Annotated in this window: 24 protein-coding genes and 1 riboswitch; of the genes, 11 read left to right on the forward strand and 13 right to left on the reverse strand. The window is 70.8% G+C overall.

The genetic code is table 11. The features are described from left to right. Nucleotides 1-6: 6 nt before the first annotated feature. Entirely contained in the window at nucleotides 7-1,530 is a 1,524-nt protein-coding gene (locus tag OG747_RS11525; protein WP_405879219.1) for a phytoene desaturase family protein, read from the forward strand. A gap of 48 nt (nucleotides 1,531-1,578) precedes the next feature. On the opposite strand, the gene OG747_RS11530 is transcribed toward OG747_RS11525, so the two are convergent. The 5 genes from OG747_RS11530 to OG747_RS11550 all read right to left on the reverse strand — a co-directional run bounded on the left by OG747_RS11530 (nucleotide 1,579) and on the right by OG747_RS11550 (nucleotide 6,491). Continuing rightward, on the reverse strand, nucleotides 1,579-2,595 hold the full coding sequence (locus OG747_RS11530; protein WP_405879220.1) for a hypothetical protein: 1,017 nt from the start codon (nucleotides 2,593-2,595) through the stop codon (nucleotides 1,579-1,581). A gap of 56 nt (nucleotides 2,596-2,651) precedes the next feature. After that, entirely contained in the window at nucleotides 2,652-3,575 is a 924-nt protein-coding gene (gene metF / locus OG747_RS11535; protein ID WP_405879221.1) for a methylenetetrahydrofolate reductase [NAD(P)H], read from the reverse strand. A 168-nt stretch (nucleotides 3,576-3,743) separates the two neighbouring features. Beyond that, the gene (gene thiE / locus OG747_RS11540) at nucleotides 3,744-4,394 is read right to left on the reverse strand and encodes a thiamine phosphate synthase (protein WP_405879223.1); all 651 of its coding nucleotides are present in this window, start codon (nucleotides 4,392-4,394) and stop codon (nucleotides 3,744-3,746) included. A gap of 150 nt (nucleotides 4,395-4,544) precedes the next feature. Next, complete coding sequence (locus OG747_RS11545; RefSeq protein WP_405879224.1) at nucleotides 4,545-4,916, reverse strand: Rv2175c family DNA-binding protein; 372 nt, start codon at nucleotides 4,914-4,916, stop codon at nucleotides 4,545-4,547. Between the two features lie 411 nt (nucleotides 4,917-5,327). Further along, nucleotides 5,328-6,491, reverse strand: a complete 1,164-nt coding sequence (locus tag OG747_RS11550; protein ID WP_405885508.1) for an NAD(P)/FAD-dependent oxidoreductase — start codon at nucleotides 6,489-6,491, stop codon at nucleotides 5,328-5,330. 341 nt (nucleotides 6,492-6,832) lie between these two features. Continuing rightward, nucleotides 6,833-6,944, forward strand: a riboswitch (TPP riboswitch). On the opposite strand from OG747_RS11550, the gene thiO reads away from it, so the two are divergent. The 5 genes from thiO to OG747_RS11575 all read left to right on the forward strand — a co-directional run bounded on the left by thiO (nucleotide 6,942) and on the right by OG747_RS11575 (nucleotide 12,245). Next, nucleotides 6,942-8,144 (forward strand): glycine oxidase ThiO, encoded by a 1,203-nt coding sequence (thiO, locus tag OG747_RS11555; protein ID WP_405879225.1) that lies wholly within the window; start codon nucleotides 6,942-6,944, stop codon nucleotides 8,142-8,144. It overlaps the preceding riboswitch by 3 nt. Then, nucleotides 8,141-8,341, forward strand: coding sequence for a sulfur carrier protein ThiS (gene thiS / locus OG747_RS11560; protein WP_405879226.1), 201 nt, complete (start codon nucleotides 8,141-8,143; stop codon nucleotides 8,339-8,341). The genes thiO and thiS overlap by 4 nt, the downstream gene beginning before the upstream one ends. Before the next feature lie 3 nt (nucleotides 8,342-8,344). Then, nucleotides 8,345-9,139, forward strand: a complete 795-nt coding sequence (locus OG747_RS11565) for a thiazole synthase (protein ID WP_405879227.1) — start codon at nucleotides 8,345-8,347, stop codon at nucleotides 9,137-9,139. A gap of 200 nt (nucleotides 9,140-9,339) precedes the next feature. Then, nucleotides 9,340-11,286 (forward strand): Stk1 family PASTA domain-containing Ser/Thr kinase, encoded by a 1,947-nt coding sequence (gene pknB / locus OG747_RS11570; protein WP_405879228.1) that lies wholly within the window; start codon nucleotides 9,340-9,342, stop codon nucleotides 11,284-11,286. Between the two features lie 89 nt (nucleotides 11,287-11,375). Further along, on the forward strand, nucleotides 11,376-12,245 hold the full coding sequence (locus OG747_RS11575; RefSeq protein ID WP_405879229.1) for a deoxyribonuclease IV: 870 nt from the start codon (nucleotides 11,376-11,378) through the stop codon (nucleotides 12,243-12,245). 107 nt (nucleotides 12,246-12,352) lie between these two features. Here OG747_RS11575 and OG747_RS11580 read toward each other — a convergent pair whose 3' ends face one another. Further along, nucleotides 12,353-12,985: a sulfite oxidase-like oxidoreductase gene (locus OG747_RS11580; RefSeq protein WP_405879230.1), complete on the reverse strand. Its 633-nt coding sequence runs from the start codon at nucleotides 12,983-12,985 to the stop codon at nucleotides 12,353-12,355. 155 nt (nucleotides 12,986-13,140) lie between these two features. Between OG747_RS11580 and bfr the strand changes: the two genes are divergently transcribed. Continuing rightward, complete coding sequence (bfr, locus tag OG747_RS11585; RefSeq protein ID WP_405879231.1) at nucleotides 13,141-13,620, forward strand: bacterioferritin; 480 nt, start codon at nucleotides 13,141-13,143, stop codon at nucleotides 13,618-13,620. Here bfr and OG747_RS11590 read toward each other — a convergent pair. The 3 genes from OG747_RS11590 to OG747_RS11600 all read right to left on the reverse strand — a co-directional run bounded on the left by OG747_RS11590 (nucleotide 13,617) and on the right by OG747_RS11600 (nucleotide 16,739). Further along, the gene (locus OG747_RS11590; RefSeq protein WP_405879232.1) at nucleotides 13,617-13,877 is read right to left on the reverse strand and encodes a bacterioferritin-associated ferredoxin; all 261 of its coding nucleotides are present in this window, start codon (nucleotides 13,875-13,877) and stop codon (nucleotides 13,617-13,619) included. The genes bfr and OG747_RS11590 overlap by 4 nt on opposite strands. A gap of 177 nt (nucleotides 13,878-14,054) precedes the next feature. Further along, a complete protein-coding gene (locus tag OG747_RS11595; RefSeq protein WP_405879233.1) occupies nucleotides 14,055-15,407 on the reverse strand; it encodes a class II 3-deoxy-7-phosphoheptulonate synthase in 1,353 nt (450 codons plus the stop codon). 159 nt (nucleotides 15,408-15,566) lie between these two features. Beyond that, entirely contained in the window at nucleotides 15,567-16,739 is a 1,173-nt protein-coding gene (locus tag OG747_RS11600; RefSeq protein WP_405879234.1) for a glycoside hydrolase domain-containing protein, read from the reverse strand. A 175-nt stretch (nucleotides 16,740-16,914) separates the two neighbouring features. Here OG747_RS11600 and OG747_RS11605 point away from each other — a divergent pair, with 175 nt between their 5' ends. Together OG747_RS11605 and OG747_RS11610 are read left to right on the forward strand one after the other, a co-directional pair. Next, nucleotides 16,915-16,971 (forward strand): trp operon leader peptide, encoded by a 57-nt coding sequence (locus tag OG747_RS11605; RefSeq protein WP_101392327.1) that lies wholly within the window; start codon nucleotides 16,915-16,917, stop codon nucleotides 16,969-16,971. 111 nt (nucleotides 16,972-17,082) lie between these two features. Then, complete coding sequence (locus OG747_RS11610) at nucleotides 17,083-18,966, forward strand: anthranilate synthase family protein (protein ID WP_405879235.1); 1,884 nt, start codon at nucleotides 17,083-17,085, stop codon at nucleotides 18,964-18,966. A gap of 213 nt (nucleotides 18,967-19,179) precedes the next feature. Here the strand turns inward: OG747_RS11610 and OG747_RS11615 are convergent, their stop codons facing one another. The 4 genes from OG747_RS11615 to OG747_RS11630 all read right to left on the reverse strand — a co-directional run bounded on the left by OG747_RS11615 (nucleotide 19,180) and on the right by OG747_RS11630 (nucleotide 23,090). Next, entirely contained in the window at nucleotides 19,180-20,208 is a 1,029-nt protein-coding gene (locus OG747_RS11615) for a 6-phosphofructokinase (RefSeq protein ID WP_405879237.1), read from the reverse strand. A 143-nt stretch (nucleotides 20,209-20,351) separates the two neighbouring features. Next, nucleotides 20,352-20,999, reverse strand: a complete 648-nt coding sequence (locus tag OG747_RS11620; RefSeq protein WP_405885509.1) for a response regulator — start codon at nucleotides 20,997-20,999, stop codon at nucleotides 20,352-20,354. A 41-nt stretch (nucleotides 21,000-21,040) separates the two neighbouring features. Beyond that, entirely contained in the window at nucleotides 21,041-22,285 is a 1,245-nt protein-coding gene (gene macS, locus OG747_RS11625) for a MacS family sensor histidine kinase (RefSeq protein ID WP_405879238.1), read from the reverse strand. 34 nt (nucleotides 22,286-22,319) lie between these two features. Then, nucleotides 22,320-23,090, reverse strand: coding sequence for a lysophospholipid acyltransferase family protein (locus OG747_RS11630; protein WP_405879240.1), 771 nt, complete (start codon nucleotides 23,088-23,090; stop codon nucleotides 22,320-22,322). 204 nt (nucleotides 23,091-23,294) lie between these two features. On the opposite strand from OG747_RS11630, the gene OG747_RS11635 reads away from it, so the two are divergent. Both OG747_RS11635 and OG747_RS11640 read left to right on the forward strand, forming a co-directional pair. Then, the gene (locus OG747_RS11635; protein WP_405885510.1) at nucleotides 23,295-24,104 is read left to right on the forward strand and encodes an alpha/beta hydrolase; all 810 of its coding nucleotides are present in this window, start codon (nucleotides 23,295-23,297) and stop codon (nucleotides 24,102-24,104) included. Continuing rightward, nucleotides 24,097-24,774 carry a hypothetical protein gene (locus OG747_RS11640; protein ID WP_405879241.1) on the forward strand — a complete coding sequence of 226 codons (678 nt, stop codon included), beginning with the start codon at nucleotides 24,097-24,099 and terminating at the stop codon, nucleotides 24,772-24,774. The genes OG747_RS11635 and OG747_RS11640 overlap by 8 nt, the downstream gene beginning before the upstream one ends. The last annotated feature ends 162 nt before the right edge of the window (nucleotides 24,775-24,936 follow it).

The following is a 24,936-nucleotide window of genomic DNA, read 5'->3' on the forward strand; positions in this document are numbered from 1 at the left end:
GCGGGCATGGGACGGATTGCGGTGATCGGCGCCGGGATGGGCGCCATGGCGGCCGCCGCCCGGCTGGCCGTCGCGGGCCACCGGGTGGTGGTCTACGAGCGCGCGGCGACGTACGGCGGGGCGGTGCGCCGCTTCGAGCGCGACGGCTTCACGTTCGACACGGGCCCGGGGCTGCTCCCGCTGCCCGCGGTCTACCGCGATCTGTTCGTCAAGACGGGCAAGGAGCCGCTGGAGGCATGCGTCGAGCTGGTCCAGGTGGACCCCTCGTCGCGCCATGTCTTCGCCGACGGCACGGAGGTCGCGCTGCCGAACGCCTCACGCGCGGGGGTCGTCACCGCCCTCGACGAGGCGCTCGGGGCGGGCGCCGGCGAGCGGTGGGGCGACTTCCTGGTGCGGGCGCGTGAGGCCTGGGACCGCACCCGTCGGCCCCTCCTGGAAGAGCCGCTGTGGCCGAACTGGTCGGTGCTCGCCGAGCGCGAGCCCTACCCGTCGGTGCCGCACAAGAAGCTGCTGCGCACCCGCCACGCCGGCACCCTCGCCGAGGTCGGCGCCTGGGAGCTGCGCGATGCGCGCCTCACGGCGCTGTTGGAGAGCCACGCCCTCGCGTACGGGCTCGATCCGCGCGTCACCCCGGCGAGCGCGGCCGTGCTGCCGTACATGGAGCATGCCTTCGGCACCTGGTATGTGCGCGGCGGCATACGGGAGTTGGCGCGCGCGGTGTATGAGCGGTGTGTCGCCCGCAGGGTGGAGTTCCGCTTCGGGGCCTCGGTCGAGCGGATCGTCGAGAAGGACGGACGGGCCGCCGGTGTGGAACTCGCCGACGGGCAGATCGCGGACGCGGACTTCGTGGTCGCCGGTGTCGCGCCCGAGGTGCTGGACGGCCTCGTTCCCGGGACGGCGCTGCGGGGCGGCGGCGAGGTCGCGCCGCGACGCGGGGCCCCCAGCCGGCTGACCGTGCTACTGGCGCTGCGCGGGGGGCGGCCCGAGGCGGTGGCACACCGGACGGTGGTGCACTCGGCGGACCGTGCCGAGGAGTTGGAGGGCTTGTTCGATGACAGCAACGCCCCGATGGGTTCGGCGCAGCCCACGGTCACCGTGCTCAGACCGGGAGACGCCAACCTGGCGCCGGACAGCGAACACGAGTCGGTCACCCTGACCGCCACGATGCCCGCGTACCGCGACGTCCCGGACTGGGCTGCGCGTGATGTTTTCACCGTCCAGGCCGAAAATCTGGTCGCCCGTGCCGAGCTCGCGATACCGGGTCTGCGCGACCGCATCCTCTGGCAGGAAGTCCGCACCCCATGGGACATCGCGGAGGAGACCGGCGCGGCAGGCGGCGCCGTCCCCGCACCGGCGCTCGCCGCGGCGGACGGCCGACTGCTGCACCCGTCGAACGGCACCCGTATGCCGGGGCTGTTCGCGGTCGGCGGCTGGGCGCACCCCGGCGGCGGCCTCCCGCACGCGGGCATGTCGGGCGCACTCGTGGCCGGACTCATCGTGGAGGGACCGGAATTCCGGGGCTCGCAGTGAGCGCGCCGGTGCACTGAAGGCCGCCCACGGACCCCGGGGCGGCACCTCTCAGTAGCGGTACTGCTCGTCGAACCCGGCGCCGTTGGCGTTGCCGTTGGTGTTGCCCTGGTACGGATACGGCTGCTCCGGCGGGAGTTCGCCGCCGTACTGCTCGTCGGTGCTGCGCTGCTGCGGGACCCAGACACCGCCGGCCGGGGTCTCACCGCCGTAACCGCCGGTGGCGTACTGGTCCTGGCCGTAGCCCTGCTGCGTGTACTGCTGCTGGTCACCGCCGCCGTAGGTGGTGTCGTACGAGGCGCCGCTGTAGGTCTGCGTGCCGATGTACGGGTCGGAGTAGGCGGCGTACTGCTGCTGGCCGTTGTCGTAGGCGTACTGCTGCTGGTCGTAGCCGGAGTAGCCGCCGTAGGCGTATGCCTGCTGGTCCTGGGACTGGGCCGCGGCGGCGTAGGCCTGGTCGGTGCCGGGCTGCGCGTAGGCGGGGTTGTTGTAGACGCCGTACGAGCCGGTGTCCTCGGGCAGGGGCTGGGGCTCGTACACGGCGGTGGTCTCGGCGGCCGTGGGGTCGGCGGAGCCGGGCGGCATGAACCGGTCGGAGTGGGCGGGCGAGAACACGTCGTCCTCGCGGGCGTAGTCGTCGTCCTGCGGATACGTTGCGCCTCGGGCCATTCCTTCGGCCATTCCCTCGGCGGCCCCGGCTCCCTCGGCCGCTTCGGGGTCGGAGCCCTCCAGCATCGGGTCCTGGCGGTCCGGCTCACCGCGGCGGCGCTTGCTCTTGCCCAAGCCCTTGCCCGCGGCCTCGTCGGCGCCCTGACGGTTGCCCACGGCCCAGCCGGCCGAGAAGCCGCGGCGGAACGACAGCGTGACGTACGTCTGGCCGACCGCGAAGGCGGCCGCGCCCAGCCCGATGACCACCACGGAGGCCATCAGCACACCGAAAACCACGCCGAGGAAGCCGACGAAGGCGAGCAGGCGCCAGCGCAGCCGCGCCTTGTACTGCAACAGGACCTCGCCGAGCAGCCACAGCGCGACGATGCCGAAAGCGATATAGAGGACCGTCCAGCCCATGTACGCCCCTCTCCCAGTGGCCGCTACGCAGTGTGTCGTACGTGGGTGCGACCGGTCTAGGCCCGCTGCGGGTGGTGCAGGCCCAGATTCTCGTAGATTTCCAGGGTCGCCGTGGAGTTGTTGAGCGTGATGAAGTGCAGTCCGGGGACGCCCTCGTCCAGCAGCCTCGCGCAGAACTCCGTCGCGAACTCGATGCCAATGGAGCGTACAGCCGCCGGATCGTCTTTGGCTGTGAGGATCCGCTCTTTCAGGACGTCCGGGAACGAAGCGTTGCTGAGTTTCGGAAGTCGTTCCAGCATCTTCACACTTGTCACCGGCATGACTTCCGGAATGACCGGGGTCGCGCAGCCGGCCGCCTCGACGCGGTCGCGCAGGCGCAGGTACGACTCGGGCTGGAAGAACATCTGCGTGATCGCGTAGTCCGCGCCGGCCCGGCACTTGTCGACGAAGTGCGCGACGTCCACATCCCAGTCCGCGGAGCGTGGGTGCATCTCGGGGAAGGCGGCGACGCCTACGCAGAAGTCGCCCGACTCCTTGATGAGTCGGACGAGTTCGGCGGCGTAGGCCAGGCCCTGGGGGTGCGGGACCCACTCACCCATGGGGTCGCCGGGCGGGTCGCCGCGGACCGCGAGCATGTTCCGGATGCCGGCGTCCGCGTACTGGCCGATGATGTTGCGCAGTTCGGCGATGGAGTGGTTGACCGCGGTGAGGTGGGCGACCGGGGTGAGCGTCGTGTCGGCGACGATCTGCTCGGTCTCCTTGACCGTGCCCGCACGGGTGGAGCCGCCGGCTCCATAGGTCACGGAGACGAAGTCGGGCGCGACGGCCTCGACCCTGCGCAGGGCGTTCCACAGGTTCCGCTCGCCCTTGGGAGTCTTCGGCGCGGAGAACTCGAACGAATAGGTCGCCTTACCGGTCGCGAGCATGTCACGCACAGTGCGTGCGCGATCAGTCCTGGTGGAAGCAGATCCGAGGGCCATACCCGCAGGTTAGCCAGGGGGAGGCGGTCCCCCAACCAAACCGACACAAATTGTCCGACTTGTCGATTTCTTGTCCACCCTTCGGACACCAGTGGGACAACCAGTCGGACGGCGGATCGAACGGCCGATCGGACCATCGCCGGACGCCTACGCGTGGCGCGGACGCCGCTACGCCTGGCGCAGTCGCTTCGCGAACTCTTCGGCCGCGGCTTCGGGGTCGTCCGCCTCGGTGATCGCCCGCACGACCACGACACGGCGGGCGCCGGCCTCCAGCACCTGGTCGAGGTTGCCGAGGTCGATGCCGCCTATGGCGAACCAGGGGCGGTCGGTGCCGAGGGAGGCCGTGTAGCGGACCAGGTCGAGGCCGGGGGCGTGGCGGCCGGGCTTGGTGGGGGTGGGCCAGCAGGGGCCGGTGCAGAAGTAGTCCACGCCGTCCTGGACGGCGGCGGCCGCGGCCTCGGACTCGGCGTGGGTGGAACGGCCGATCAGGACCTCGTCGCCGAGGATCGCGCGGGCCGCGGGGACCGGGAGGTCGCCCTGGCCCAGATGGAGTACGTCGGCGCCGGACGCGTGGGCGACGTCCGCGCGGTCGTTGACCGCGAGGAGCTTGCCGTGGCGGGCGCAGGCGTCCGCGAAGACCTCGAGGTGCTCCAGCTCCTCGGCCGCCTCCATGCCCTTGTCACGCAACTGCACGATGTCGACGCCGCCCGCCAGGACCGCGTCCAGGAACTCCGGGAGGTCGCCCTGGCGCTTGCGTGCGTCCGTGCAGAGGTAGACACGGGCGTCGGCGAGCTGGGCGCGGGCGGCGTTCTCGGGCATGCGGATGTCCCCCGTGGTGCGGTGCGTACGGACGTGGTGCTGCGCACCGTCGTGGTACGCGGCGCACGGTCGTGGTGCGGTGCGTACGGACCGCGGCGGCCGGGGTGGTCCGGGGCCGGCCGTGGTCCGTACGCCGGACGGTTCGTCGGATCAGACGGCGAGCGCCTGGGCGCGGCGCTTCACCTCCGTGCCGCGATTCTCGCTCAGAGCCTGCGCGGGGGTGCCGGGCAGGGTCGCGTCGGGGGTGAAGAGCCACTCGAGCATCTCTTCGTCGGTGAAGCCGTCGTCCCGCAGGAGCGTCAAGGTGCCGGCCAGGCCCTTGACGACCTTCTGCTCGTTCCCGTCGATGAAGTCGGCGGGGACGTGCAGCGCGCGGTTCTCACCACGGCGTACGGCGATCAGCTGGCCCTCCTTGACCAGCTGCCGGACGCGGGTCACCTCGACGCCGAGCTGTTCGGCGATGTCGGGGAGGGTGAGCCAGGCGGGGACGAGAGCATCGATCTTTGCGTCAATCTCGGTCACGGGACAAGCCTGCCATCCCGGACTGACACTCGGTACCCGAGTGTCCGCCGGGGAGCGGTCCGAACCCCACGGATCGGGCGGAGCCTCGACCACGATTGCGGCCCCACAACGCCGTCGGACTCCACCGCCAGGTGCCCCACTACCGTGACAAAAAGGGGATTTTCCGGCTGTGCCGGACCCGTTCCGCCGAACCGGTTCCACCTTCGGTGACCGGAGCCGACCGGGGCCGACCGCCGCTCGGCGCCGCCGAAATCCGCCGCCGTGCGACGCGCCGCAGCGGCAAACCCGGGCTCCGCCGGGCCCGGCACGGCCGGAATCGGCCATCCGGCGGCTCGCCGTGGCGGCGGAAGGGAGATCTCCGGCTCCAGAGGGCCGACCGGTGGAGGCCCTCGGCGGTTGAGGCGGAGGCGGCTATGCCATGGCGTCCTTCAGCGGGCGGGACGGGTCCGAGAGGATCTCCGCGTTCATCGGCATGCCCGCCTCGATCAGGCGGCGGCCCTGGGCCAGGTCGCGGGGACGGCCCACGGCGAGAAGGGCGACGAGGCGGGACTCGCGGAGCCAGCAGACCGTCCAGGCCGCGCCCGAGGGGTCGCCACGCCAGACGGTCGTGTCGGCGAGCGCGTGGTGGCCGACGTACTGGACGAACCGGCCGAACTGCTCGGACCAGAAGTACGGGACCGGGTCGTACGCCACCGGGACCTCGCCGATGATGTTCGCCGCCACCGTGCGCGGCCCCTGGAGGGCGTTGTCCCAGTGGTGGACGAGGAGGCGCTCCTCGTACCGGCCCGAGGGGAAGGAGGCGCAGTCGCCGACCGCGTAGATGTCCGGCACGGAAGTGCGCAGGTGGTTGTCGGCGACCACCTCCTGGTGGGCGCCGAGCTCGATGCCGGAGCCGGCCAGCCAGGCGGTGGCGGGGCGCGCGCCGACACCGACGACGACGGCGCCCGCGGGCACCCGGGAGCCGTCGTCCAGCACCACCGCGCCCGGCTCGACGCGCTCCACGCGCGCGTGGGTGCGCAAGGAGGCCCCGCTGTCCGTGTACCAGGCGGTCATCGGCGCGGCCACCTCAGCGGGCAGCGCCCCGGCCAGCGGCCGGTCGGCGGCCTCGACGACCGTCACCGCGCACCCGGCCTCGCGCGCCGCCGTGGCGAACTCCGCGCCGATCCAGCCCGCCCCGACGACCACGATGTCGTGCTGCCGGGCCAGCACGGGGCGCAGCCGCTCGGCATCGTCCAGGGTGCGCAGGAGATGGACGCCGGGGACGCCCTGCGCGCCCGGCAACTGGATCGGTTCCGCGCCGGTGGCGAGGACCAGGACGTCGTACGGCACCGGCCCGGCCTCGGTGTCCAGCTCATGGTCCCCGGGGCGCACGCCCAGCGCCTCGCAGCCGAGCCGCAGTTCGATGCCGAGAGCCTCGAAGTCGATGTCGAAGGCGGAGCCCTCGGCCGTGCCGAGCAGCACCGCCTTGGACAGTGGCGGCCGGTCGTACGGCTGGTGCGGCTCGGCGCCGATCAGCGTCACGTCCCCGGTGAAGCCCTGTTCGCGCAGGGCGACCGCGGTCTGTACGCCGGCCATGCCCGCGCCGACGATGACGACCCGCCGTGCCGTACGCCCCTGCGACTGCGACTGCGACTGCGCCTGCCGCTGTGCCTGTGCCTGCGTCTGCTCGCTCACCTGATCACCATAGACAACTGACAATCTGTCAGTCAGGGGACGTGCTCAGTGAGCTCTTCCACAAGGCTCGTCCCGCTGCCCTCCCGTGTCCCGGCGAGGTGCCCGCGTACGACGTCCCCGCCCGCGTACTCGGCCCAGATCTCGCCGTGACCGGCGCGAGGACGAGGCGGCCGTCGAGCGAACGCGCCATGGACGGAGGCTCCCTTACTGAGGCATACGGCAGCGGGCTAGGGTGGCCAAGTTAAAGCACTCGCGGGAGCCCGGACGCACCGGGCTGAGAGGGAGGCTGGCGGCCTCCGACCGTACGAACCTGATCCGGGTCATGCCGGCGAAGGGAGGGGCTGGACGCCCATGTCGCCTACACGTACACCTGCACCTGCACCTGCACGCACATCGGATACACGTACATCAGATGTCCTTGTCATCGGGGGCGGGATCATCGGGCTCGTCACGGCGTGGCGGGCCGCGCAGCGCGGGTTCACCGTCACGGTCGTGGACCCCGAGCCGGGGTGCGGGGCGGCGCGAGTGGCCGCCGGAATGCTCGCCGCCGTCACCGAGCTGCACTACGGCGAGCAGACCCTGCTGGGCCTGAACCTCGCCTCCGCGCGGCGCTATCCCGACTTCGCCGCCGAGCTCAGCGAGGCGAGCGGCCAGGACCTCGGCTACCGCCGGTGCGGCACACTGGCCGTCGCGCTGGACGCCGACGACCGCGCCCATCTGCGCGAACTGCACGCCCTGCAACGCCGGTCGGGGCTCGACTCGCAGTGGCTCAGCGGACGTGAGTGCCGCCGTCTGGAGCCGATGCTCGCGCCGGGCGTGCGCGGCGGGCTGCGGGTCGACGGCGACCACCAGATAGATCCGCGACGGCTCGCGAAGGCCCTGGTCACGGCGTGCGAGCGGGCCGGAGTGGAGTTCCACCGGACGTGGGCGGAGCGGCTGACCGTCGTACGGGACCGGGCCGCCGGCGTCGGCACGACGGACGGCGAACAGCTGACGGCGGGGCAGGTGGTGCTCGCCGCCGGGAGCCTCAGCGGGAAGCTCGCGGGCGTGCCCGACGACGTACTGCCGCCCGTGCGCCCCGTGAAGGGGCAGGTGCTGCGGCTGACCGTGCCGAAGCGGTACGCGCCCTTCCTGAGCCGGACCGTGCGGGCCGTCGTGCGCGGCAGTCAGGTCTATCTGGTGCCGCGGGAGAACGGTGAGCTCGTCGTGGGCGCCACCAGCGAGGAGCTGGGCTGGGACACGACGGTGACGGCGGGCGGGGTGTACGAGCTGCTGCGCGACGCGCACGAGCTGGTTCCCGGGATCACCGAGCTGCCGCTCACGGAGACACGCGCGGGCCTCCGGCCCGGGTCGCCCGACAACGCGCCGCTGCTCGGCCCGACCGGGCTCGACGGGCTGCTGCTGGCCACCGGCCACTACCGCAACGGCGTCCTGCTCACGCCCGTCACCGGAGACGCCATGGCGCACGTCCTGACCACCGGAGAACTGCCGGACGAGGCACGCCCCTTCACCCCCCAGCGCTTCAGCACGGCGCTCACGGAGCAGCCCGCATGAACATCTTCGTCAATGGGGAGCGGCGGCTGATCGCCGCCGGCACCGCCCTCGACACGCTCGTCGCCACCCTCACCGTCGCGCCGTCCGGAGTCGCCGCCGCGCTCAACGAAACCGTCGTCCCGCGCGCGCAGTGGTCGTCCACGTCCCTCTCCGAGGGAGACCGCGTCGAAGTCCTCACCGCCGTCCAAGGAGGCTGACCCATGGCCGACGATCCCTTTGTCCTCGGCGGTACGTCCTTCTCGTCCCGCCTGATCATGGGTACCGGGGGTGCACCCAGCCTGGACGTCCTGGAACGGTCGCTCGTGGCGTCCGGCACGGAGCTGACGACGGTCGCGATGCGGCGGGTCGATCCCGCGGCGCACGGCTCGGTGCTGTCCGTGCTCGACAAGCTGGGCATCAGGGTGCTGCCGAACACCGCGGGGTGCTTCACCGCGGGCGAGGCCGTGCTGACCGCCCGGCTCGCGCGGGAGGCGCTCGGTACCGAGATGGTCAAACTGGAGGTCATCGCCGACGAGCGCACCCTGCTGCCGGATCCGATCGAGTTGCTGGATGCCGCCGAGGTCTTGGTCGACGACGGGTTCACGGTGCTGCCGTACACGAACGACGATCCCGTGCTCGCGCGGAAGCTGGAGGATGTCGGGTGCGCGGCGATCATGCCGCTGGGGTCGCCGATCGGGTCCGGGCTGGGGATCCGGAATCCGCACAACTTTCAGCTGATCGTGGAGCACGCGCGCGTGCCGGTGATTTTGGATGCGGGGGCCGGTACGGCGTCGGACGCGGCGTTGGCGATGGAGTTGGGGTGTGCGGGGGTGATGCTGGCGTCGGCCGTCACTCGGGCGCAGGAGCCGGTGCTGATGGCTGAGGGGATGAAACACGCCGTGGCGGCCGGGCGGCTTGCCTGGCGTGCGGGGCGGATTCCTCGGCGGCACTTCGCCGCCGCGTCTTCTCCTGCGGAGGGGCTGGCTCGGTTGGATCCTGAGCGGCCTGCTTTTTAGGCGCCCGGCGCCGGGGTTTTTCCTCCCGCCCGCGCACCGTCCGTTTCCAGCCCGCCTACAGGTGCGGTCGCCTGTGGGCGGGTCTCGCCGTCGGCGGGTGCGGGATGTCTTGCGAGATGCGTCACAGGTCCGCTGCAGTCCCGGCCCGGTATGGGCCGGAAGGGTGAGGGGTGACAGTGGCGGCTCGTAGACTCGCCTGCGTGGATACGACCCTTCAGGACCCGCTTGTCGGGCAGGTGCTCGACGGCCGCTATCGCGTCGACGCACGGATCGCGGTCGGCGGGATGGCCACGGTCTACAGGGCCCTGGACACCCGCCTGGACCGTGTGCTCGCGCTCAAGGTGATGCACCCGACGCTGGCCGCCGACGGCTCGTTCGTCGAGCGGTTCATCCGGGAGGCCAAGTCGGTGGCCCGGCTCGCGCACCCCAATGTGGTGCAGGTCTTCGACCAGGGCGCGGACGGGTCGTATGTCTATCTGGCCATGGAGTACGTCGCCGGGTGCACCCTGCGCGACGTGCTGCGCGAGCGCGGCGCGCTGCAGCCGCGGGCCGCGCTGGACGTCCTGGAGCCGGTGCTCGCCGCGCTCGGCGCCGCGCATCGCGCCGGGTTCGTGCACCGCGACATGAAGCCGGAGAACGTCCTGATAGGGGACGACGGCCGGGTCAAGGTGGCCGACTTCGGTCTCGTCCGGGCCGTGGACACCGTCACGAACACGACGGGGGCCGTGCTCGGCACCGTGTCGTACCTCGCCCCCGAGCAGATCGAGCACGGTACCGCCGACACCCGCGTCGACGTCTACGCCTGCGGGGTCGTCCTGTACGAGATGCTCACCGGCGGCAAGCCGTACTCCGGGGACTCCCCCGCCCAGGTGCTCTACCAGCATCTGCACGCGGACGTGCCACCGCCGTCGGCCGCCGTGCCCGCGCTGGCCTCGGCCCTCGACGAACTGGTCGCCGCGGCGACCGCCCGCAACCCCGAGGGGCGCCCCTACGACGCGGTGGCGCTGCTCGGCCAGGTTCTTCAGGCGCGGGCCGGGCTCACCGCCGAGCAGCTCGACGCCGTACCGCCACAGGCGCTCGCCGTGGGCCACGACAACGCGGGCGACCGTACGAGCGTGATACCGCGCTCGCTGTCCGTGCCACGCCTGCTGCCGGTGAACGAGGACGACGAGGACGACGCCGCGCTCCATCAGACCAGTCGGTTCGAACAGACGAGCCGGTTCGAGTCCGGGGCGCCGGTACCGTCGCGGCGCGGCTCGCGGCCCCGGCGCGGGATGCTCGCGATCGTCGCCGCGATAGTGCTGGTGCTCGGGCTCGGCGCGGGCGTCTGGTACATCAACTCCGGCCAGTTCACCAAGGTCCCGCTGCTGCTGGCGAAGAGCGAGGTGCAGGCCAAGGCGCGGATCAAGGCGGCCGGTCTCGACGTCGGGCAGGTCAAGCACGCCTACAGCGACACCGTGAAGCGCGGCACCGTCATCAGCAGCGACCCGGCGCCGGGCTCGCGGATCCGGGACAACGACTCCGTGGCGCTGACCATCTCCGACGGCCCGGAGACGGTGAAGGTGCCCGATCTGAAGGGCTTCGCGCTGTTCAAGGCGCGGGAGGTCCTGAAGGGTGACGGACTCGCCGCGGGCATGGTCACCCGGGAGTTCAGCCAGGACGTGCCCAGGGGCTTTGTGCTCCGTACGGATCCGGGAGCGGGCACGGAGCGGCACGCCGGTTCGGCCATCGCCCTCACCGTCAGCAAGGGCAGCCCGGTGGAGGTCGCCGAGGTCACGGGCGCGTCCGTCGCGGACGCCACCGCGGAGCTGGAGCAGGCGGGCCTGAAGGTGAGGATCGCCTCCACGCAGGTCAATTCGGAGTTCGATCAGGGTCAGGTCGCCGAGCAGTCACCGAAGGCGGGCAGCCAGGCCGCCGGGGGCGACACCGTCACGCTGACGATCTCCAAGGGCCCCGAGATGGTCTCGGTCCCGGACGTGGTGGGCGACAGCGTGGACGACGCGAAGACGAAGCTGGAGGCCGCCGGGTTCAAGGTCAGCGAGGACCGTGGGCTGCTCGGCCTCTTCGGGGACCACGTCAAGAGCCAGTCGGTGGACGGCGGGCAGACCGCGCCCAAGGGGTCGACGATCACCATCGAGATCCGCTGAGCCGGAGATTCCGAGGGCCGAGCCGGAGATCCTCACTGCTCCGAGGACCGCCGACGGGGCAGCCAGAAGCGCGTGACACCCTGAAGGGCGTGACCAGCAAGCAGCTCCGCAACCCCGTCGGCGGCCATGTCCCCGTGGCCGGCGGCCTCAACTCCGTCGGCCTGACCTATGCGCGCGAGATGGGCGCCGAGACCGTCCAGGTCTTCGTCGCCAACCCGCGCGGCTGGGCGACGCCCCCCGGCAATCCCCGGCAGGACGAGGAGTTCCGCGCGGCCTGTGCCGCCGAGTCGATCCCCGCGTACGTCCATGCCCCATACCTGATCAACTTCGGCTCGCACACCGAGGCGACGGTCGAGAAGTCGGTGGAGTCGCTGCGGCACTCGCTGCGGCGGGGCCGGGAGATCGGGGCGCTCGGTGTGGTCGTGCACACGGGGAGCGCCACCGGGGGCCGGGAGCGTTCCGTGGCCCTCGCACAGGTCCGTGAGCGTCTGCTGCCGCTGCTCGACGAGCTGACCCACGACGACGACCCGTATCTGCTCCTGGAGTCGACCGCCGGGCAGGGCGCCTCCCTCTGCTCGCGCACCTGGGACTTCGGGCCGTACTTCGAGGCGCTGGACGCCCACCCGAAGCTGGGCGTCTGTCTGGACACCTGCCACATCTACGCTGCGGGGCACGACCTGACCGGGCCGAGCGGGATGCACCAGACCCTCGACCTGCTGGTGGACACCGTCGGCGCGGGCCGGCTCAAGCTGATCCACGCCAACGACTCCAAGGACGTGGTCGGCGCCCACAAGGACCGCCACGAGAACATCGGCTCCGGCCACATCGGCGAGGACCCGTTCCGCGCGCTGATGACCCACCCCGCCACCGTGGGCGTACCCCTGATCATCGAGACACCGGGCGGAAAGGAGGGGCACGCGGCGGACGTGGAGCGCCTGAAGAAACTCAGGGACGGCTGACACCGACCAGCGCCACAACCGAACGAACATTCAGTACCCCACACGCCAGGTCGAACATGCGGGACTCTCGCGTACGGCCCGTAGTAGCGCCGCTGAGCCCTCGCGACTCAGAGCTCGGGGCCGTCCCCGGGCTCCTCCTGGTAGGAGTAGCGCTGCTCACGCCAGGGGTCGCCGATGTTGTGGTAGCCGCGCTCCTCCCAGAAGCCGCGGCGGTCGGCCGTCATGTACTCGACGCCGCGGACCCACTTGGGACCCTTCCAGGCGTAGAGATGGGGGACGACGAGGCGGAGCGGGAAGCCGTGTTCCGCGGTGAGGAGTTCGCCGTCCTTGTGGGTGGCGAAGATCGCGCGGTCGGAGGCGAAGTCCGCCAGGCGGAGGTTCGAGCTGAAGCCGTACTCCGCCCAGACCATCACATGGGTGACGGTGGGCGCGGGCGGGGCGATCTCCAGGATCGTGCGAGCCGGGATGCCGCCCCATTCGGCCCCGAGCATGCTGAACTTCGTGACGCAGTGCAGATCGGCCACGACCGAGGTGTACGGCAGGGCCGTGAACTCCTCATGCGTCCAGCAGTGCTTCTCGCCGTCGGCGGTGGCGCCGAAGACCCTGAACTCCCAGCGTTCGGGGCGGAACTTGGGTACGGGACCGTAGTGCGTGACCGGCCAGCCGCGCTGCAGTCGCTGCCCCGGCGGAAGCTCCGACTGTGCCGCTTCTCCCGTTCCACGCTCCACCGGCTGACCCATGACTCCATCCTGACAGACCCGGGACAGTGCACATGACCAGCCCCGTTTCAATTCGGGCAACTCGTACTAAGTGTGCACTTACTGGACGCTCCGGGACGCCGATGCGAGGATGCGGCGCAACCTGCCCAGTCCCCCGCTTGGAAGGAGCCTGTGCAATGCAGGGCGACCCCGAGGTCATCGAATTCCTCAACGAGCAGCTGACCGGCGAGCTGACCGCGATCAACCAGTACTTCCTGCACGCGAAGATGCAGGAGAACTTCGGCTGGACGAAGCTCGCGAAGTACACGCGGCACGAGTCCTTCGACGAGATGAAGCACGCGGAGGTGCTCACCGACCGGATCCTCTTCCTGGAGGGCCTGCCCAACTACCAGCGGCTCTTCCACGTCCGGGTGGGTCAGACCCTCACCGAGATGTTCCAGGCCGACCGGCAGGTGGAGGTCGAGGCGATCGACCGCCTCAAGCGCGGGATCGAGGTAATGCGCAACAAGGGCGACATCACGTCCGCGAACATCTTCGAGTCGATCCTCGAGGACGAGGAGCACCACATCGACTACCTGGACACCCAGCTCGAACTGGTGGACAAACTCGGCGAGGCGCTCTACATCGCACAGCTCATCGAGCAGCCGGAAAGCTAGGCGGCTTCGCCCAGTCCGGAGAGTCCGGAGACCTCGGAAACCTCGGAGAGAACCGGCTTGCCCTGGTCGGCCAGCTCACGACGCGGGCACGAACCCCTGCCCAGCAGAGCCTGGATCCGACGCACGCACGAACCGCAGTCCGTGCCCGCCTTGGAGGCCGAGGCTATCTGGCGAGGGGTGCAGGCGCCGTCCTCCGCATGCTTCTTCACCTGCTGCTCGGTGATGCCGAAGCAACTGCAGACGTACACGCGGTTCACCTCCCGGCGGGAAAGACAGGTCGTGCCCTACCGATGGGCCGATGACCCGCTTGATCGGTGAGGCAAACCTAACCTTACCCGTCACGCAGGGACCGTAAAAGTGGAGTGGGGCGGGGATCGTATGTGATCCGCGCCCCACTCCATCTGTCTGTAACAGGCGCACTACCTGCTGATCTGCTACTGGTCCCGGTACATCTCGGCGACCAGGAAGGCCAGGTCGAGGGACTGGCTGCGGTTCAGGCGCGGGTCGCAGGCCGTCTCGTAGCGCTGGTGCAGATCGTCGACGAAGATCTCGTCGCCGCCGCCCACGCACTCGGTGACGTCGTCACCGGTGAGCTCGACGTGGATGCCGCCCGGGTGCGTGCCCAACCCCTTGTGGACCTCGAAGAAGCCCTTGACCTCGTCGAGCACGTCGTCGAAGCGGCGGGTCTTGTGGCCCGAGGCCGCCTCGAAGGTGTTGCCGTGCATCGGGTCGGTCACCCAGGCCACGGTGGCGCCGGAGGCGGTGACCTTCTCGACCAGCTCGGGGAGCTTGTCGCGGACCTTGTCGGCGCCCATCCGCACGATGAAGGTCAGACGGCCCGGCTCGCAGTTCGGGTCGAGGCGGTCGATGTACTTCAGCGCGTCCTCGGCCGTCGTCGTCGGGCCCAGCTTGATCCCGATCGGGTTGCGGATCTTCGAGGCGAACTCGATGTGCGCGCCGTCCAGCTGGCGGGTGCGCTCACCGATCCACACCATGTGGCCCGAGACGTCGTACAGATGGCCCGTGCGCGAGTCGACCCTGGTCAGCGCCGACTCGTAGTCGAGGAGCAGCGCCTCGTGGGAGGCGTAGAACTCGACCGTCTTGAACTCCTCCGGGTCGGTCCCGCAGGCCCGCATGAAGTTCATCGCGTTGTCGATCTCCCGCGCGAGCTGCTCGTAGCGCTGCCCGGAAGGGGAGGACTTCACAAAGTCCTGGTTCCAGGCGTGCACCTGGCGCAGGTCGGCGTAACCGCCGGTGGTGAAGGCGCGCACCAGGTTGAGCGTGGAGGCGGAGGCGTGGTACATCCGCTTCAGCCGCTCGGGGTCTGGGACGCGGGCCTTCTCGGTGAAGTCGAAGCCGTTGACGGAGTCGCCCCGGTAGGTCGGCAGCGTCACCCCGTCGCGGGTCTCGGTCGGCTTGGAGCGCGGCTTGGAGTACTGGCCCGCGATGCGGCCGACCTTCACGACCGGCACCGAGGCGGCGTACGTGAGCACGGCGCCCATCTGGAGGAGGGTCTTCAGCTTGTTGCGGATGTGGTCGGCCGACACGGCGTCGAAGGCCTCCGCGCAGTCGCCGCCCTGGAGAAGGAACGCCTCTCCCTTGGCGACGGACGCCATCCGGGCGCGCAGCTGGTCACACTCGCCCGCGAAGACGAGGGGCGGATACGATTCGAGGTCCGCGATCACATCGCGCAGAGCCTCAGCATCCGGGTACTCGGGCTGCTGCGCCGCGGGCAGGTCTCGCCAGGTGTTGCCAGCGCTCGCGCTGGGCTTAGCGTTCACGGTCACGCCGACAACATTACGGGGTCATGTACTGGGTCCTTCCCTATGCCCATCGATTGAGACGGATCGCGCTCGATCGGGAACGCTCCGGGCAGCCGTACGACGGGCGCGTGGACGGGGCCGTACGACGGGCCGTGCGACCGCCCGGAGCAGGCGGAACGGGCACTAGCCCACGTCGAGCCGGTCGCGGTCGATGGAGATCCTCACGCCGCCGTGTTTCTCGGTCGTGTCGCCCGCGTACTGGTGGATGCGCTGGTGGTCGGCCCACAGATCCGAGGGGATCGCCGAGTCCTTGGTCGTCGACTTGCCGTTCCAGTGGGCGAAGTGGAGCACGTCGGGCAGGGTGAGGCGGCTCTTGTTGGCCACCAGGTCGGTGACCAGGGACGAGGTGTTGCCGTACACGCCGGAGCGGTAGCCCAGCTCGTGCAGGCGCTCGGTGTAGGCGTCGAGGTAGTCCAGCACCTGGGTGGTCACGGTGCGGCCGAGAGCGTAGTTCTCCAGGTCGCTGTAGATCACCGTGCCCTTGTCGAAGCCCAGCGTGGTCGCCTGCTTGACCGCGTCGTCGGCGGCCTCGGTGCCCTGCGGTACGGGGTCGGTGATCGCCGCGCAGCCGCCCCCGCAGCTGCCCCCGTCGGCGGAGGGCTGCCGGCCGACGTACAGCGGGAAGAACCGCCAGCCGTTCGCGTACTGCGTCCGGAGCCACCCGGCGGTGAGCTTGGACTGGGCGCAGGCGCGGTTGATCCCGCCGATGTAGACGCCGACGGCTCCGTAGTCGGAGTCGTCCCACCAGGCGTCCATCGCCGACTGGCCCGGCGCGGTGCAGGCGTCGAAGCCCTCGCCGCTGTAGGACGTCGCGTCGGCGGGGAGCGGCGCCGCGGCGGGCGCTCCCGCGGTCGACCCCGTCGGTTCCGTCGGCTTGGTCTGGGCGGCGGGGACGGGCATACCGGCGCCGCGCAGGATGCCCCGGATTCTCGTACGGTCCTCCGCGTACGTGGCGGTCACCGCGATCCGGTCGGCGGTGACCCGGAACATACGGGCCGTGCGGTTCTCGGTGGCGGTGCTCCTCGTGACGGCGGAGGGCTGGATCAGGAGCGCTTCGGTACGTCCCCTCGCCCTCGCCGGGCACTGCTGCTGGTCGCCGGGCGTGCCGAGGTACACGGCGTGCCGGTCGAAGCGGACACAGGCTTCGGGATCGTCGTCCAGGTCCACGACCCGCCAGGAGGCGGGGACGGTGAACTCGTGGCCGCGGTACGTGACCTTGGTCGTGTCGTCGGATTCGACGGCGCGCGCGGCGCCGGGCAGGCCGGCGGCGAGGACCGCGGCCGCGGCGCACACCATGAGCGCTCGGGGGCGCCTGCGGCGAAGCTGGGGTGAACGGGCTGCGTGGATGGCTCACTCCTCGGTCGGACTTTCTGGGCCATGCCATGCATGGCCGGTGACCGAGCGTTAGGAACGCCCTGCGCGGACGGTTCACGCTGTTGCCCGACTCCCGACGTCGGGTAAGGTGCGGCGCATGTTCGCGCACTCGAACCAGAACTGGTGGTGGACCGCTCATCCGGCGGCCCACTGACTGCGCGTACGCAAGACTTCGCGAAGGCCGCCCGAGGGGCGGCCTTCGGTGTTTGCGGACACAGGTCGTTCCTCTCCGAGATCCAGGACTCCGAGAGAAGGAACAGGACCGATGAACCTGCTCGACCTGCTGGACGATCCCCGTCCGTTCGCCCTGCTGCGCCGCCGCACCCCCGGTCACGATCACGACACCGTGGAGCTGCTGCTCGGCCCGGTCAGCACCTGCGACCGCCTCGCCGACCTCCCCGACGAGGGGCTCGCGCTCGTCCCGTACCGCCAGATCCGCGAGCGCGGCTTCGACGTCCGCGACGACGGCACCCCGCTCGCGGTGCTGACCCCTGAGGAGACGCACGTACTGCCGCTGGAACAGGCGCTGGCGCAGCTGCCGACGCACGACGTGCGGGTGACCGGCGGGGGCTTCGACGTCGCCGACGAGGAGTACGCCGGGATCGTCGGGCGTGTACTGGAGGAGGAGATCGGGCGCGGCGAGGGCGCGAACTTCGTCATCCGGCGTACGTACGAGGGCGAGATCCCGGGGTTCGGGAAGGCCGACGCCCTGGCCCTGTTCCGGCGGCTGCTGATCGGCGAGCGCGGCGCTTACTGGACGTTCGTCGTGCATACCGGGGACAGGGCGCTGGTCGGGGCGAGCCCCGAGGTGCACGTGCGGATGTCCGGCGGGACCGTCGTGATGAACCCGATCAGCGGAACGTACCGCTACCCCGCCGAGGGGCCCTCCGCGGACGACCTGCTCGGCTTCCTCGCCGACGGCAAGGAGATCGAGGAACTCTCGATGGTCGTCGACGAGGAGCTCAAGATGATGTGCACGGTCGGTGACATGGGCGGGGTGGTGATCGGGCCGCGGCTGAAGGAGATGGCCCACCTCGCGCACACCGAGTACGAGCTGCGGGGCCGGTCCTCGCTGGATGTGCGCGAGGTGCTGAAGGAGACCATGTTCGCGGCGACCGTCACGGGATCGCCGGTGCAGAACGCGTGCCGGGTGATCGAGCGGCACGAGGTCGGCGGCCGGGGCTACTACGCGGGTGCGCTGGCCCTCGTCGGCCGGGATGCGGGCGGTGCCCAGACCCTCGACTCCCCCATCCTCATCCGGACCGCCGACATCGACGCGGACGGTCGGCTGCGGGTGCCGGTCGGCGCCACGCTCGTACGGGGATCGGATCCGGCGGGCGAGGTCGCCGAGACGCATGCGAAGGCGGCGGGGGTGCTGGCGGCGCTGGGGGTCGTCGGAGCCGGGCCGCGTGCGGAGGGCGTTCGGCCGAGGCTGGCCGACGATCCGCGGGTGCGGGCGGCGCTGGACGGGCGGCGGGCCTCGCTCGCGCCGTTCTGGCTGCGGATGCAGGAGCAGGCGTGCGACCTGGAGGGGCATGCGCTGGTCGTGGACGCCGAGGACACCTTCACGGCGATGCTCGCGCATGTGCTGCGGTCCTCGGGCCTTGAGGTGACCGTGCGGCGGTACGACGCGCCGGGGCTGCGGGAGGCGGTGCGGGCGCACGAGGGGCCGCTGGTGCTGGGCCCCGGCCCGGGTGACCCCTCGGACGTGAACGATCCCAAAATGCGGTTCCTGCGGGAGCTCACCGCCGAGGTGATGCGGGGGCAGCGCGAGCACGGCGTGCTCGGTGTCTGCCTCGGGCATGAGCTGATCGCGGCGGAGCTGGGCCTGGAGATCGTGCGCAAGGAGGTCCCGTACCAGGGCGCGCAGACGGAGATCGATCTGTTCGGGCGGCCCGAGACCGTCGGCTTCTACAACAGCTTCGTGGCGCGCTGCGACGAGGAGACGGCGGCCGGGCTGTCGGCCCATGGCGTCGAGGTCAGCCGCGATGACAGCGGTGAGGTGCACGCGTTGCGCGGGCCGGGGTTCGCGGGCGTTCAGTTCCATCCGGAGTCGGTGCTGACGCTGAACGGGACCGCCGTCGTACGGGAGTTGCTCGGTCAGCCGCGGGGCATCAGCACGTTGTCCGAGCGGCGGCCGGCACGGTAGTCGAGGACGTTGCGTACTGAGCGCGTCGCCGGCTTGGCCGACGGCGCCCCCGATCCGGCGTGCGGGTGTGTACGCCCCCGAGAACCGCGTACGCCGACCGCACGGGTGTCGGGAGGCCCGTGCGGTCGGCGGGATCGAGGGGATTGGAGGGCTTGGAGGGCTTGGAGGGCTTGGAGGGCTTGGGCGGAAGCGCGGGGAAGGGGAACGTCAGCGTCAGCCGAAGAAGACGCTGACCTCCTCGTACAGCTTCGGGTCGACCGTCTTCAGCTTGGCCGTGGCCTCCGAGATCGGGACGCGGACGATGTCGGTGCCGCGCAGGGCGACCATCTTGCCGAAGTCGCCGTCGCGGACGGCCTCGACGGCGTGCAGCCCGAAGCGGGTGGCGAGCCAGCGGTCGAAGGCGCTGGGGGTGCCGCCGCGCTGGATGTGGCCCAGAACCGTCGTGCGGGCCTCCTTGCCGGTGCGCTTCTCGATCTCCTTGGCCAGCCACTCGCCGACCCCGGAGAGGCGTACGTGGCCGAAGGAGTCGAGGGACTCGTCCTTGAGGACCATCTGGCCGTCCTGGGGCATCGCGCCCTCGGCGACGACCACGATCGGCGCGTACGAGGCCTTGAACCGCGAGGTCACATAGGCGCAGACCTGGTCGACGTCGAAGCGCTGCTCGGGGATGAGGATGACGTTCGCGCCGCCCGCGAGCCCGGAGTGGATGGCGATCCAGCCCGCGTGACGCCCCATCACCTCGCAGACGAGGACGCGCATGTGCGACTCGGCGGTGGTGTGCAGGCGGTCGATCGCCTCGGTCGCGATGCCGACGGCGGTGTCGAAGCCGAAGGTGTAGTCGGTGGCGGACAGGTCGTTGTCGATGGTCTTCGGTACGCCGACGACGGGCACGCCGTACTCGTCGGTGAGGCGCGCGGCGACGCCGAGCGTGTCCTCGCCGCCGATCGCGATGAGCGCCTCGACCTCCTGCTTGGCGAGGTTCTCCTTGATACGGCGAATGCCGTTCTCCTGCTTGAGCGGGTTCGTCCGCGAGGAGCCGAGGATGGTGCCGCCGCGGGGCAGGATGCCGCGCACGGCGGGGATGTCCAGCCGGACGGTGTCGTTCTCGAGCGGTCCGCGCCAGCCGTCCCGGAAGCCGACGAAGTCGTATCCGTACTCCTGCACGCCCTTGCGGACGATGCCCCGGATGACGGCGTTGAGTCCGGGGCAGTCGCCGCCTCCGGTCAGTACTCCGACCCGCATGGAAAAGTCCCTTCACCGCGGTTGCCTGATGGAACTCACGTTAATGTGATCCAGGTCACTGCGGTATGGGCGGTAAGGGCAATTCCAGTGAATTGTGCGGGTGTTGATCAGCTGCCTTCACTCGATGGTGGGTCAAGCAGGGTTTACGCCTCGTCGAGACCGCGCTCTATGGCGTAGCGCACCAGCTCCACCCGGTTGTGGAGCTGGAGCTTGCCCAGGGTGTTCTGCACATGGTTCTGGACCGTACGGTGGGAGATGACCAGGCGCTCGGCTATCTGCTTGTAGCTCAGGCCCTTGGCGACCAGGCGGAGCACCTCGGTCTCGCGGTCGGTGAGCTGCGGGGCCTTGGGTTCGTCGGCGCCCGCGGCGGGGGCGGGCTCGGAGGCCAGCCGGCGGTACTCGCCGAGGACCAGGCCCGCGAGGCCCGGCGTGAACACCGGGTCGCCGACGGCCGTGCGGCGCACCGCGTCGATCAGCTCCTCCGTGGACGCCGACTTCAGCAGATAGCCGGTCGCGCCGGACTTCACCGCCTCCAGGACGTCGGCGTGCTCGCCGCTCGCCGACAGGACGAGGACCCGGAGGGCCGGGTTGGCGCCGACCAGCTCCTTGCACACCTGCACGCCGGGTTTGGCGGGCAGGTTCAGATCGAGCACCAGGACGTCGGGCGCGACGGCCTGGGCGCGGCGCACCGCCTGCTCGCCGTCCCCCGCGGTGGCGACCACGGCGAAGCCGGACGCGTCCAGATCGCGGGCGACCGCGTCGCGCCACATGGGGTGGTCGTCCACCACCATGACCTTGATCGGGTCCTGCCCCACCACGCCGGTGACCCCCGTCATCGCTGCTCCGCCTTCCCCCGTGAGTCCTTGGAAACCTTGGAAACCTTCGGCACCTTCAGCTCGACCTCCGTGCCCTGGCCCGGCACCGAGATCAGTTCGGCCGCGCCGCCGAGGTCGCGCAGCCGGCCGCGGATCGACAGGGCCACGCCGAGCCGCCCCTCCCCCTCGGCCTGGGCGAGCCGCCCCTCCGGGATGCCCGGGCCGTCGTCGCGGACGGTCACGACCACCTCGTCCGGCTCGTCCTCGATCAGGATCCAGGCCCGGGCGTCCTCGCCGACGTGCCTCCGGACATTGTCCAGGGCGGCACCGACGGCGGCGGCCAACTCCCGGGCGGCGGCCGGGGGGAGCAGCACCGGGGCGCCGGGCTCGGAGAGGGTCACGCGCGCGGTGGCGTACGGGGCGAGCAGCGCGCGCAGGTCGACGGGACCCACGGAGTCCTGGTCGTCGTCCGGTTCCTCGACGGCGCGTACGACCGCACCCAGCGCGGCGTCCTCGGACACCCGGGAGACGGGCACCAGGCCGCCCGAGACCAGCGTGCGCAGCGCCACCTCCTGCTCGCCCGCCATCCGGCCCAGCTCCGCGGCCTCGCCGCCGAGCGCGGAGGCCCGTCGCTGCACCATGGCGAGTACTTGCAGGACCCCGTCGTGGATGTCGCGGGCGAGGCGCTCGCGCTCACGGGTGGCGGCCTCGATCTCCAGGGCGCGGGCGAGGGTGAGTTCGGAGGCGCGGGCGACCTCGACGACGTATCCGATGGCGATGGAGGCGACCCAGACGAGGATCACGTTGTGGATCGTGTCGCGGGTGGGGGCGCCGCGCTCGACGATGTTGGCGACCGCGACGAGCGTGGAGGCGAAGGCCGCCCAGCGCCAGCCGCCCTTGATGGCGAACGCCAGGACGGAGCCGGCGGTCCATATCGACGGGAGCGTGGGGCCGCCGGTCACTATGCGGTGGTGGGTGTCCGCGACGGACGTGAGCATGATGCCGGTGAGCGCGATGGTCAGGTCGACAGCGAGGAAGCGCTTGGTGCAGCTCGCCGCGTTTGCGACCCGGGGCAGGGTGGCCAGTGTCCAGACGAACAGGACGGCGTAGTACCCGACGGCCACCCAGGGATGGGCGAACTTGGCGGACGCGGTGGCGAAGAGCCCGATCGCGTACAGCATCGTCAGCACGCGGTAGGCGGTGAGCGCACGCCACAGCGGCTGCTCGACCGACATCCTCATGACTCTCTCGCGCTTGGCCATGTCCCCCACCCCCACCGTCCCCCGACGCAAGCGTCTAGGAGCCGGCCCGTCCTTCTTCGGTTTCGGCTTCGGCCGCCTTCGCGGCATCCTTCTGCGCCTGTTCGGCTTCCTTGAGCACCTGCTTCTCGGCCTTCGCCGCCTCCGCGATCTGTCGCTTGGCGGCCGTCGCGTAGATGTCGACGTACTCCTGGCCGGAGAGCTTCATGATTTCGTACATGACCTCGTCGGTCACCGCGCGCAGCACGAAACGGTCGTGCTCCATGCCGTTGTAGCGGCTGAAGTCGAGCGGCTTGCCTATGCGGATACCCGGGCGCATCAGCTTGGGCATCACCTTGCCCGGCGGCTGGATCTTCTCGGTGTCGATCATCGCGACCGGGACGACCGGGGCACCGGTGGCGAGCGCCACGCGCGCGAGGCCGCCCGGCTTGCCGCGGTACAGCCGCCCGTCGGGCGAGCGTGTGCCCTCCGGGTAGATGCCGAACAGCTCACCGCGCTCGATGACGTCGATGCCGCTCTTGACGGCCGCCTCGCCCGCGCCGCGCGCGCCGGAGCGGTCCACCGGGAGCTGGCCGACGCCCTTGAAGAAGGCGGCGGTCATCCTGCCCTTGATGCCGGGCGTCGTGAAGTACTCGGCCTTCGCGATGAAGGTCACCTTGCGGTCGAGGACCGCGGGCAGGAAGAACGAGTCCGAGAACGACAGATGATTGCTTGCCAGGATGGCGGGGCCCTCGGCGGGTATGTTCTCGAGGCCTTCCACCCAGGGCCTGAAGGCGAGCTTCAGCGGTCCTCCGATGGAAAACTTCATGGCGCCGTAGATCAACCGAATGCCTCCTGTGTCGTCGATCAGACCTTATCCCGATGCACCGTCAAAGGCCCCGACGACCCTGGTCGGTGTCAGTGCGGTCGCGTACGGTGAAGTACGCCTCGAAGTCTCGGGGTCGCGTCCTGTCCACGTTCCGCCCGCTTCTTTTCCACCCGTCCGATGAATCTGATGAACAGGAGACCGAAGGTGCCGGTCCTCCCTGGAGCCGAGCCGTTCCGCCACGAGGGCGGAGAGGTCGGCGTCCTCCTCTGCCACGGCTTCACCGGTTCCCCGCAGTCGCTGCGCCCCTGGGCGGAGTATCTCGCCGAGCGCGGTCTGACCGTCGCGCTGCCTCTGCTGCCCGGGCACGGCACGCGCTGGGAGGACATGCAGCTCACCGGCTGGCAGGACTGGTACGCGGAGGTGGACCGCGAGCTGCGCGCCCTGCGGGAGCGCTGCACCCAGGTGTTCGTCCTCGGCCTCTCGATGGGCGGCACGCTGACCCTGCGGCTCGCCGCGAAGCACGGGGACGAGGTGAGCGGCATCGTCGTCGTCAATCCGGCGAACAAGGTGCATGGAGCGGCCGCTCACGCCCTCCCGGTGCTGCGCCACTTCGTCCGGTCGGTGAGCGGCATCACGAGCGACATCGCCAAGGAGGGCGTCGCGGAGGTGGGCTACGACCGGGTTCCGCTGCAGGCGGCGCACTCCATGCGGAACTTCTACCGGATGGCCGACGGCGAGCTGCCCCAGGTCACCCAGCCGATGCTGCTGCTGCGCAGCCCCCAGGACCATGTGGTGCCGCCCGCCGACTCGGCCCGCGTCCTCGGCCGGGTGTCGTCCACGGATGTGACAGAGATCCTGCTGGAACAGAGCTACCACGTGGCGACGTTGGACCATGACGCGGACCGGATCTTCGAGGAGAGCTACGCGTTCATCGGCCGGCTCGCGCCCAGTGTCGGCAAGCGGTCCGACACGGGCCAGGTGAGTCAGCAGGAAGGGACGGCCACTGGTGGCTGAGCACGACGCGGAGCGCGGCGAGCCCGACGAGAAGGACGTACCCGTCGGCGAGCCTCTCGGTGACGAGCAAAGGGTGCCGTTCGACGAGGACGCGGCATGGCAGGCCATCGTCGCGGGGTACGGCGAGGAACCGCCGGACCCACCCGGCGCGAAACCGTTCAAGTCGATCGAGGACCTGGCCCTGCTCGACCCGGTGACGAACGACGGCCCCGACGCCGGGGGCACACCCGAGAAGCCCGAGAAGGGCACGAAGGGTGAAAAAGGCGAGAACAGCGAGAAGGGCGACAAGGACGACAAGGCCGGGGAGCCGCCCGCCGCGGCAAAGCCACTCGGCAGTTCCGTCGCCTTCGCGCCCGGCGTCGGCGGCCCGCGCGACTACCAGGCACCCGAGCCCACCGAGGACGACTTCGACGAGGACGACGAGGGCCACTTCGTCCCGCCGGAGCCGCCCCCGCTGCCCGCCGCCGACACCACGGCCAAGTTCGCCTGGCTCGCCGTCATCGGCGGCCCGATCCTGCTCCTGCTGGACGTCCTCCTCGGCTGGGACATGACGTGGTGGCTCGCCACCGTCGGCATCGGCGGCTTCCTCGGCGGCTTCGCCACCCTGGTGGCCCGCATGAAGTCCGACGACGAGGACGAGGGCGATCCGGGGCGGGGCGCGGTGGTCTGAGCCCGCCGCCCGTCCCACGGACAGTCGCCTGACGCCCGCCACACTGCATCCAGGGCCCGCCCGGAGACCTTCCGGGCGGGCCCTCGCGCTGTTCGGGAGCGGGGAAAACAAGCCGTTCGCCTGTCAGCCGTACTCGGCCATACACGAAAGACGAACACCGCA

Origin of the sequence: Streptomyces sp. NBC_01384, assembly GCF_045040035.1 — a bacterium.
Taxonomy (GTDB): domain Bacteria; phylum Actinomycetota; class Actinomycetes; order Streptomycetales; family Streptomycetaceae; genus Streptomyces.

Bases quoted from the DNA above. Each gene is read 5' to 3' on its own strand.
- OG747_RS11525 (WP_405879219.1), top strand. From the start codon at position 7: ATGGGACGGATTGCGGTGATCGGCGCCGGGATGGGCGCCATGGCGGCC.
- OG747_RS11530 (WP_405879220.1), bottom strand. From the start codon at position 2,595: ATGGGCTGGACGGTCCTCTATATCGCTTTCGGCATCGTCGCGCTGTGG.
- metF (WP_405879221.1), bottom strand. From the start codon at position 3,575: ATGGCCCTCGGATCTGCTTCCACCAGGACTGATCGCGCACGCACTGTG.
- thiE (WP_405879223.1), bottom strand. From the start codon at position 4,394: ATGCCCGAGAACGCCGCCCGCGCCCAGCTCGCCGACGCCCGTGTCTAC.
- OG747_RS11550 (WP_405885508.1), bottom strand. From the start codon at position 6,491: ATGGCCGGCGTACAGACCGCGGTCGCCCTGCGCGAACAGGGCTTCACC.
- thiO (WP_405879225.1), top strand. From the start codon at position 6,942: ATGTCGCCTACACGTACACCTGCACCTGCACCTGCACGCACATCGGAT.
- thiS (WP_405879226.1), top strand. From the start codon at position 8,141: ATGAACATCTTCGTCAATGGGGAGCGGCGGCTGATCGCCGCCGGCACC.
- OG747_RS11565 (WP_405879227.1), top strand. From the start codon at position 8,345: ATGGCCGACGATCCCTTTGTCCTCGGCGGTACGTCCTTCTCGTCCCGC.
- OG747_RS11580 (WP_405879230.1), bottom strand. From the start codon at position 12,985: ATGGGTCAGCCGGTGGAGCGTGGAACGGGAGAAGCGGCACAGTCGGAG.
- bfr (WP_405879231.1), top strand. From the start codon at position 13,141: ATGCAGGGCGACCCCGAGGTCATCGAATTCCTCAACGAGCAGCTGACC.
- OG747_RS11600 (WP_405879234.1), bottom strand. From the start codon at position 16,739: ATGGTGTGCGCCGCGGCCGCGGTCCTCGCCGCCGGCCTGCCCGGCGCC.
- OG747_RS11610 (WP_405879235.1), top strand. From the start codon at position 17,083: ATGAACCTGCTCGACCTGCTGGACGATCCCCGTCCGTTCGCCCTGCTG.
- OG747_RS11615 (WP_405879237.1), bottom strand. From the start codon at position 20,208: ATGCGGGTCGGAGTACTGACCGGAGGCGGCGACTGCCCCGGACTCAAC.
- OG747_RS11620 (WP_405885509.1), bottom strand. From the start codon at position 20,999: ATGGTGGTGGACGACCACCCCATGTGGCGCGACGCGGTCGCCCGCGAT.
- macS (WP_405879238.1), bottom strand. From the start codon at position 22,285: ATGGCCAAGCGCGAGAGAGTCATGAGGATGTCGGTCGAGCAGCCGCTG.
- OG747_RS11630 (WP_405879240.1), bottom strand. From the start codon at position 23,090: ATGAAGTTTTCCATCGGAGGACCGCTGAAGCTCGCCTTCAGGCCCTGG.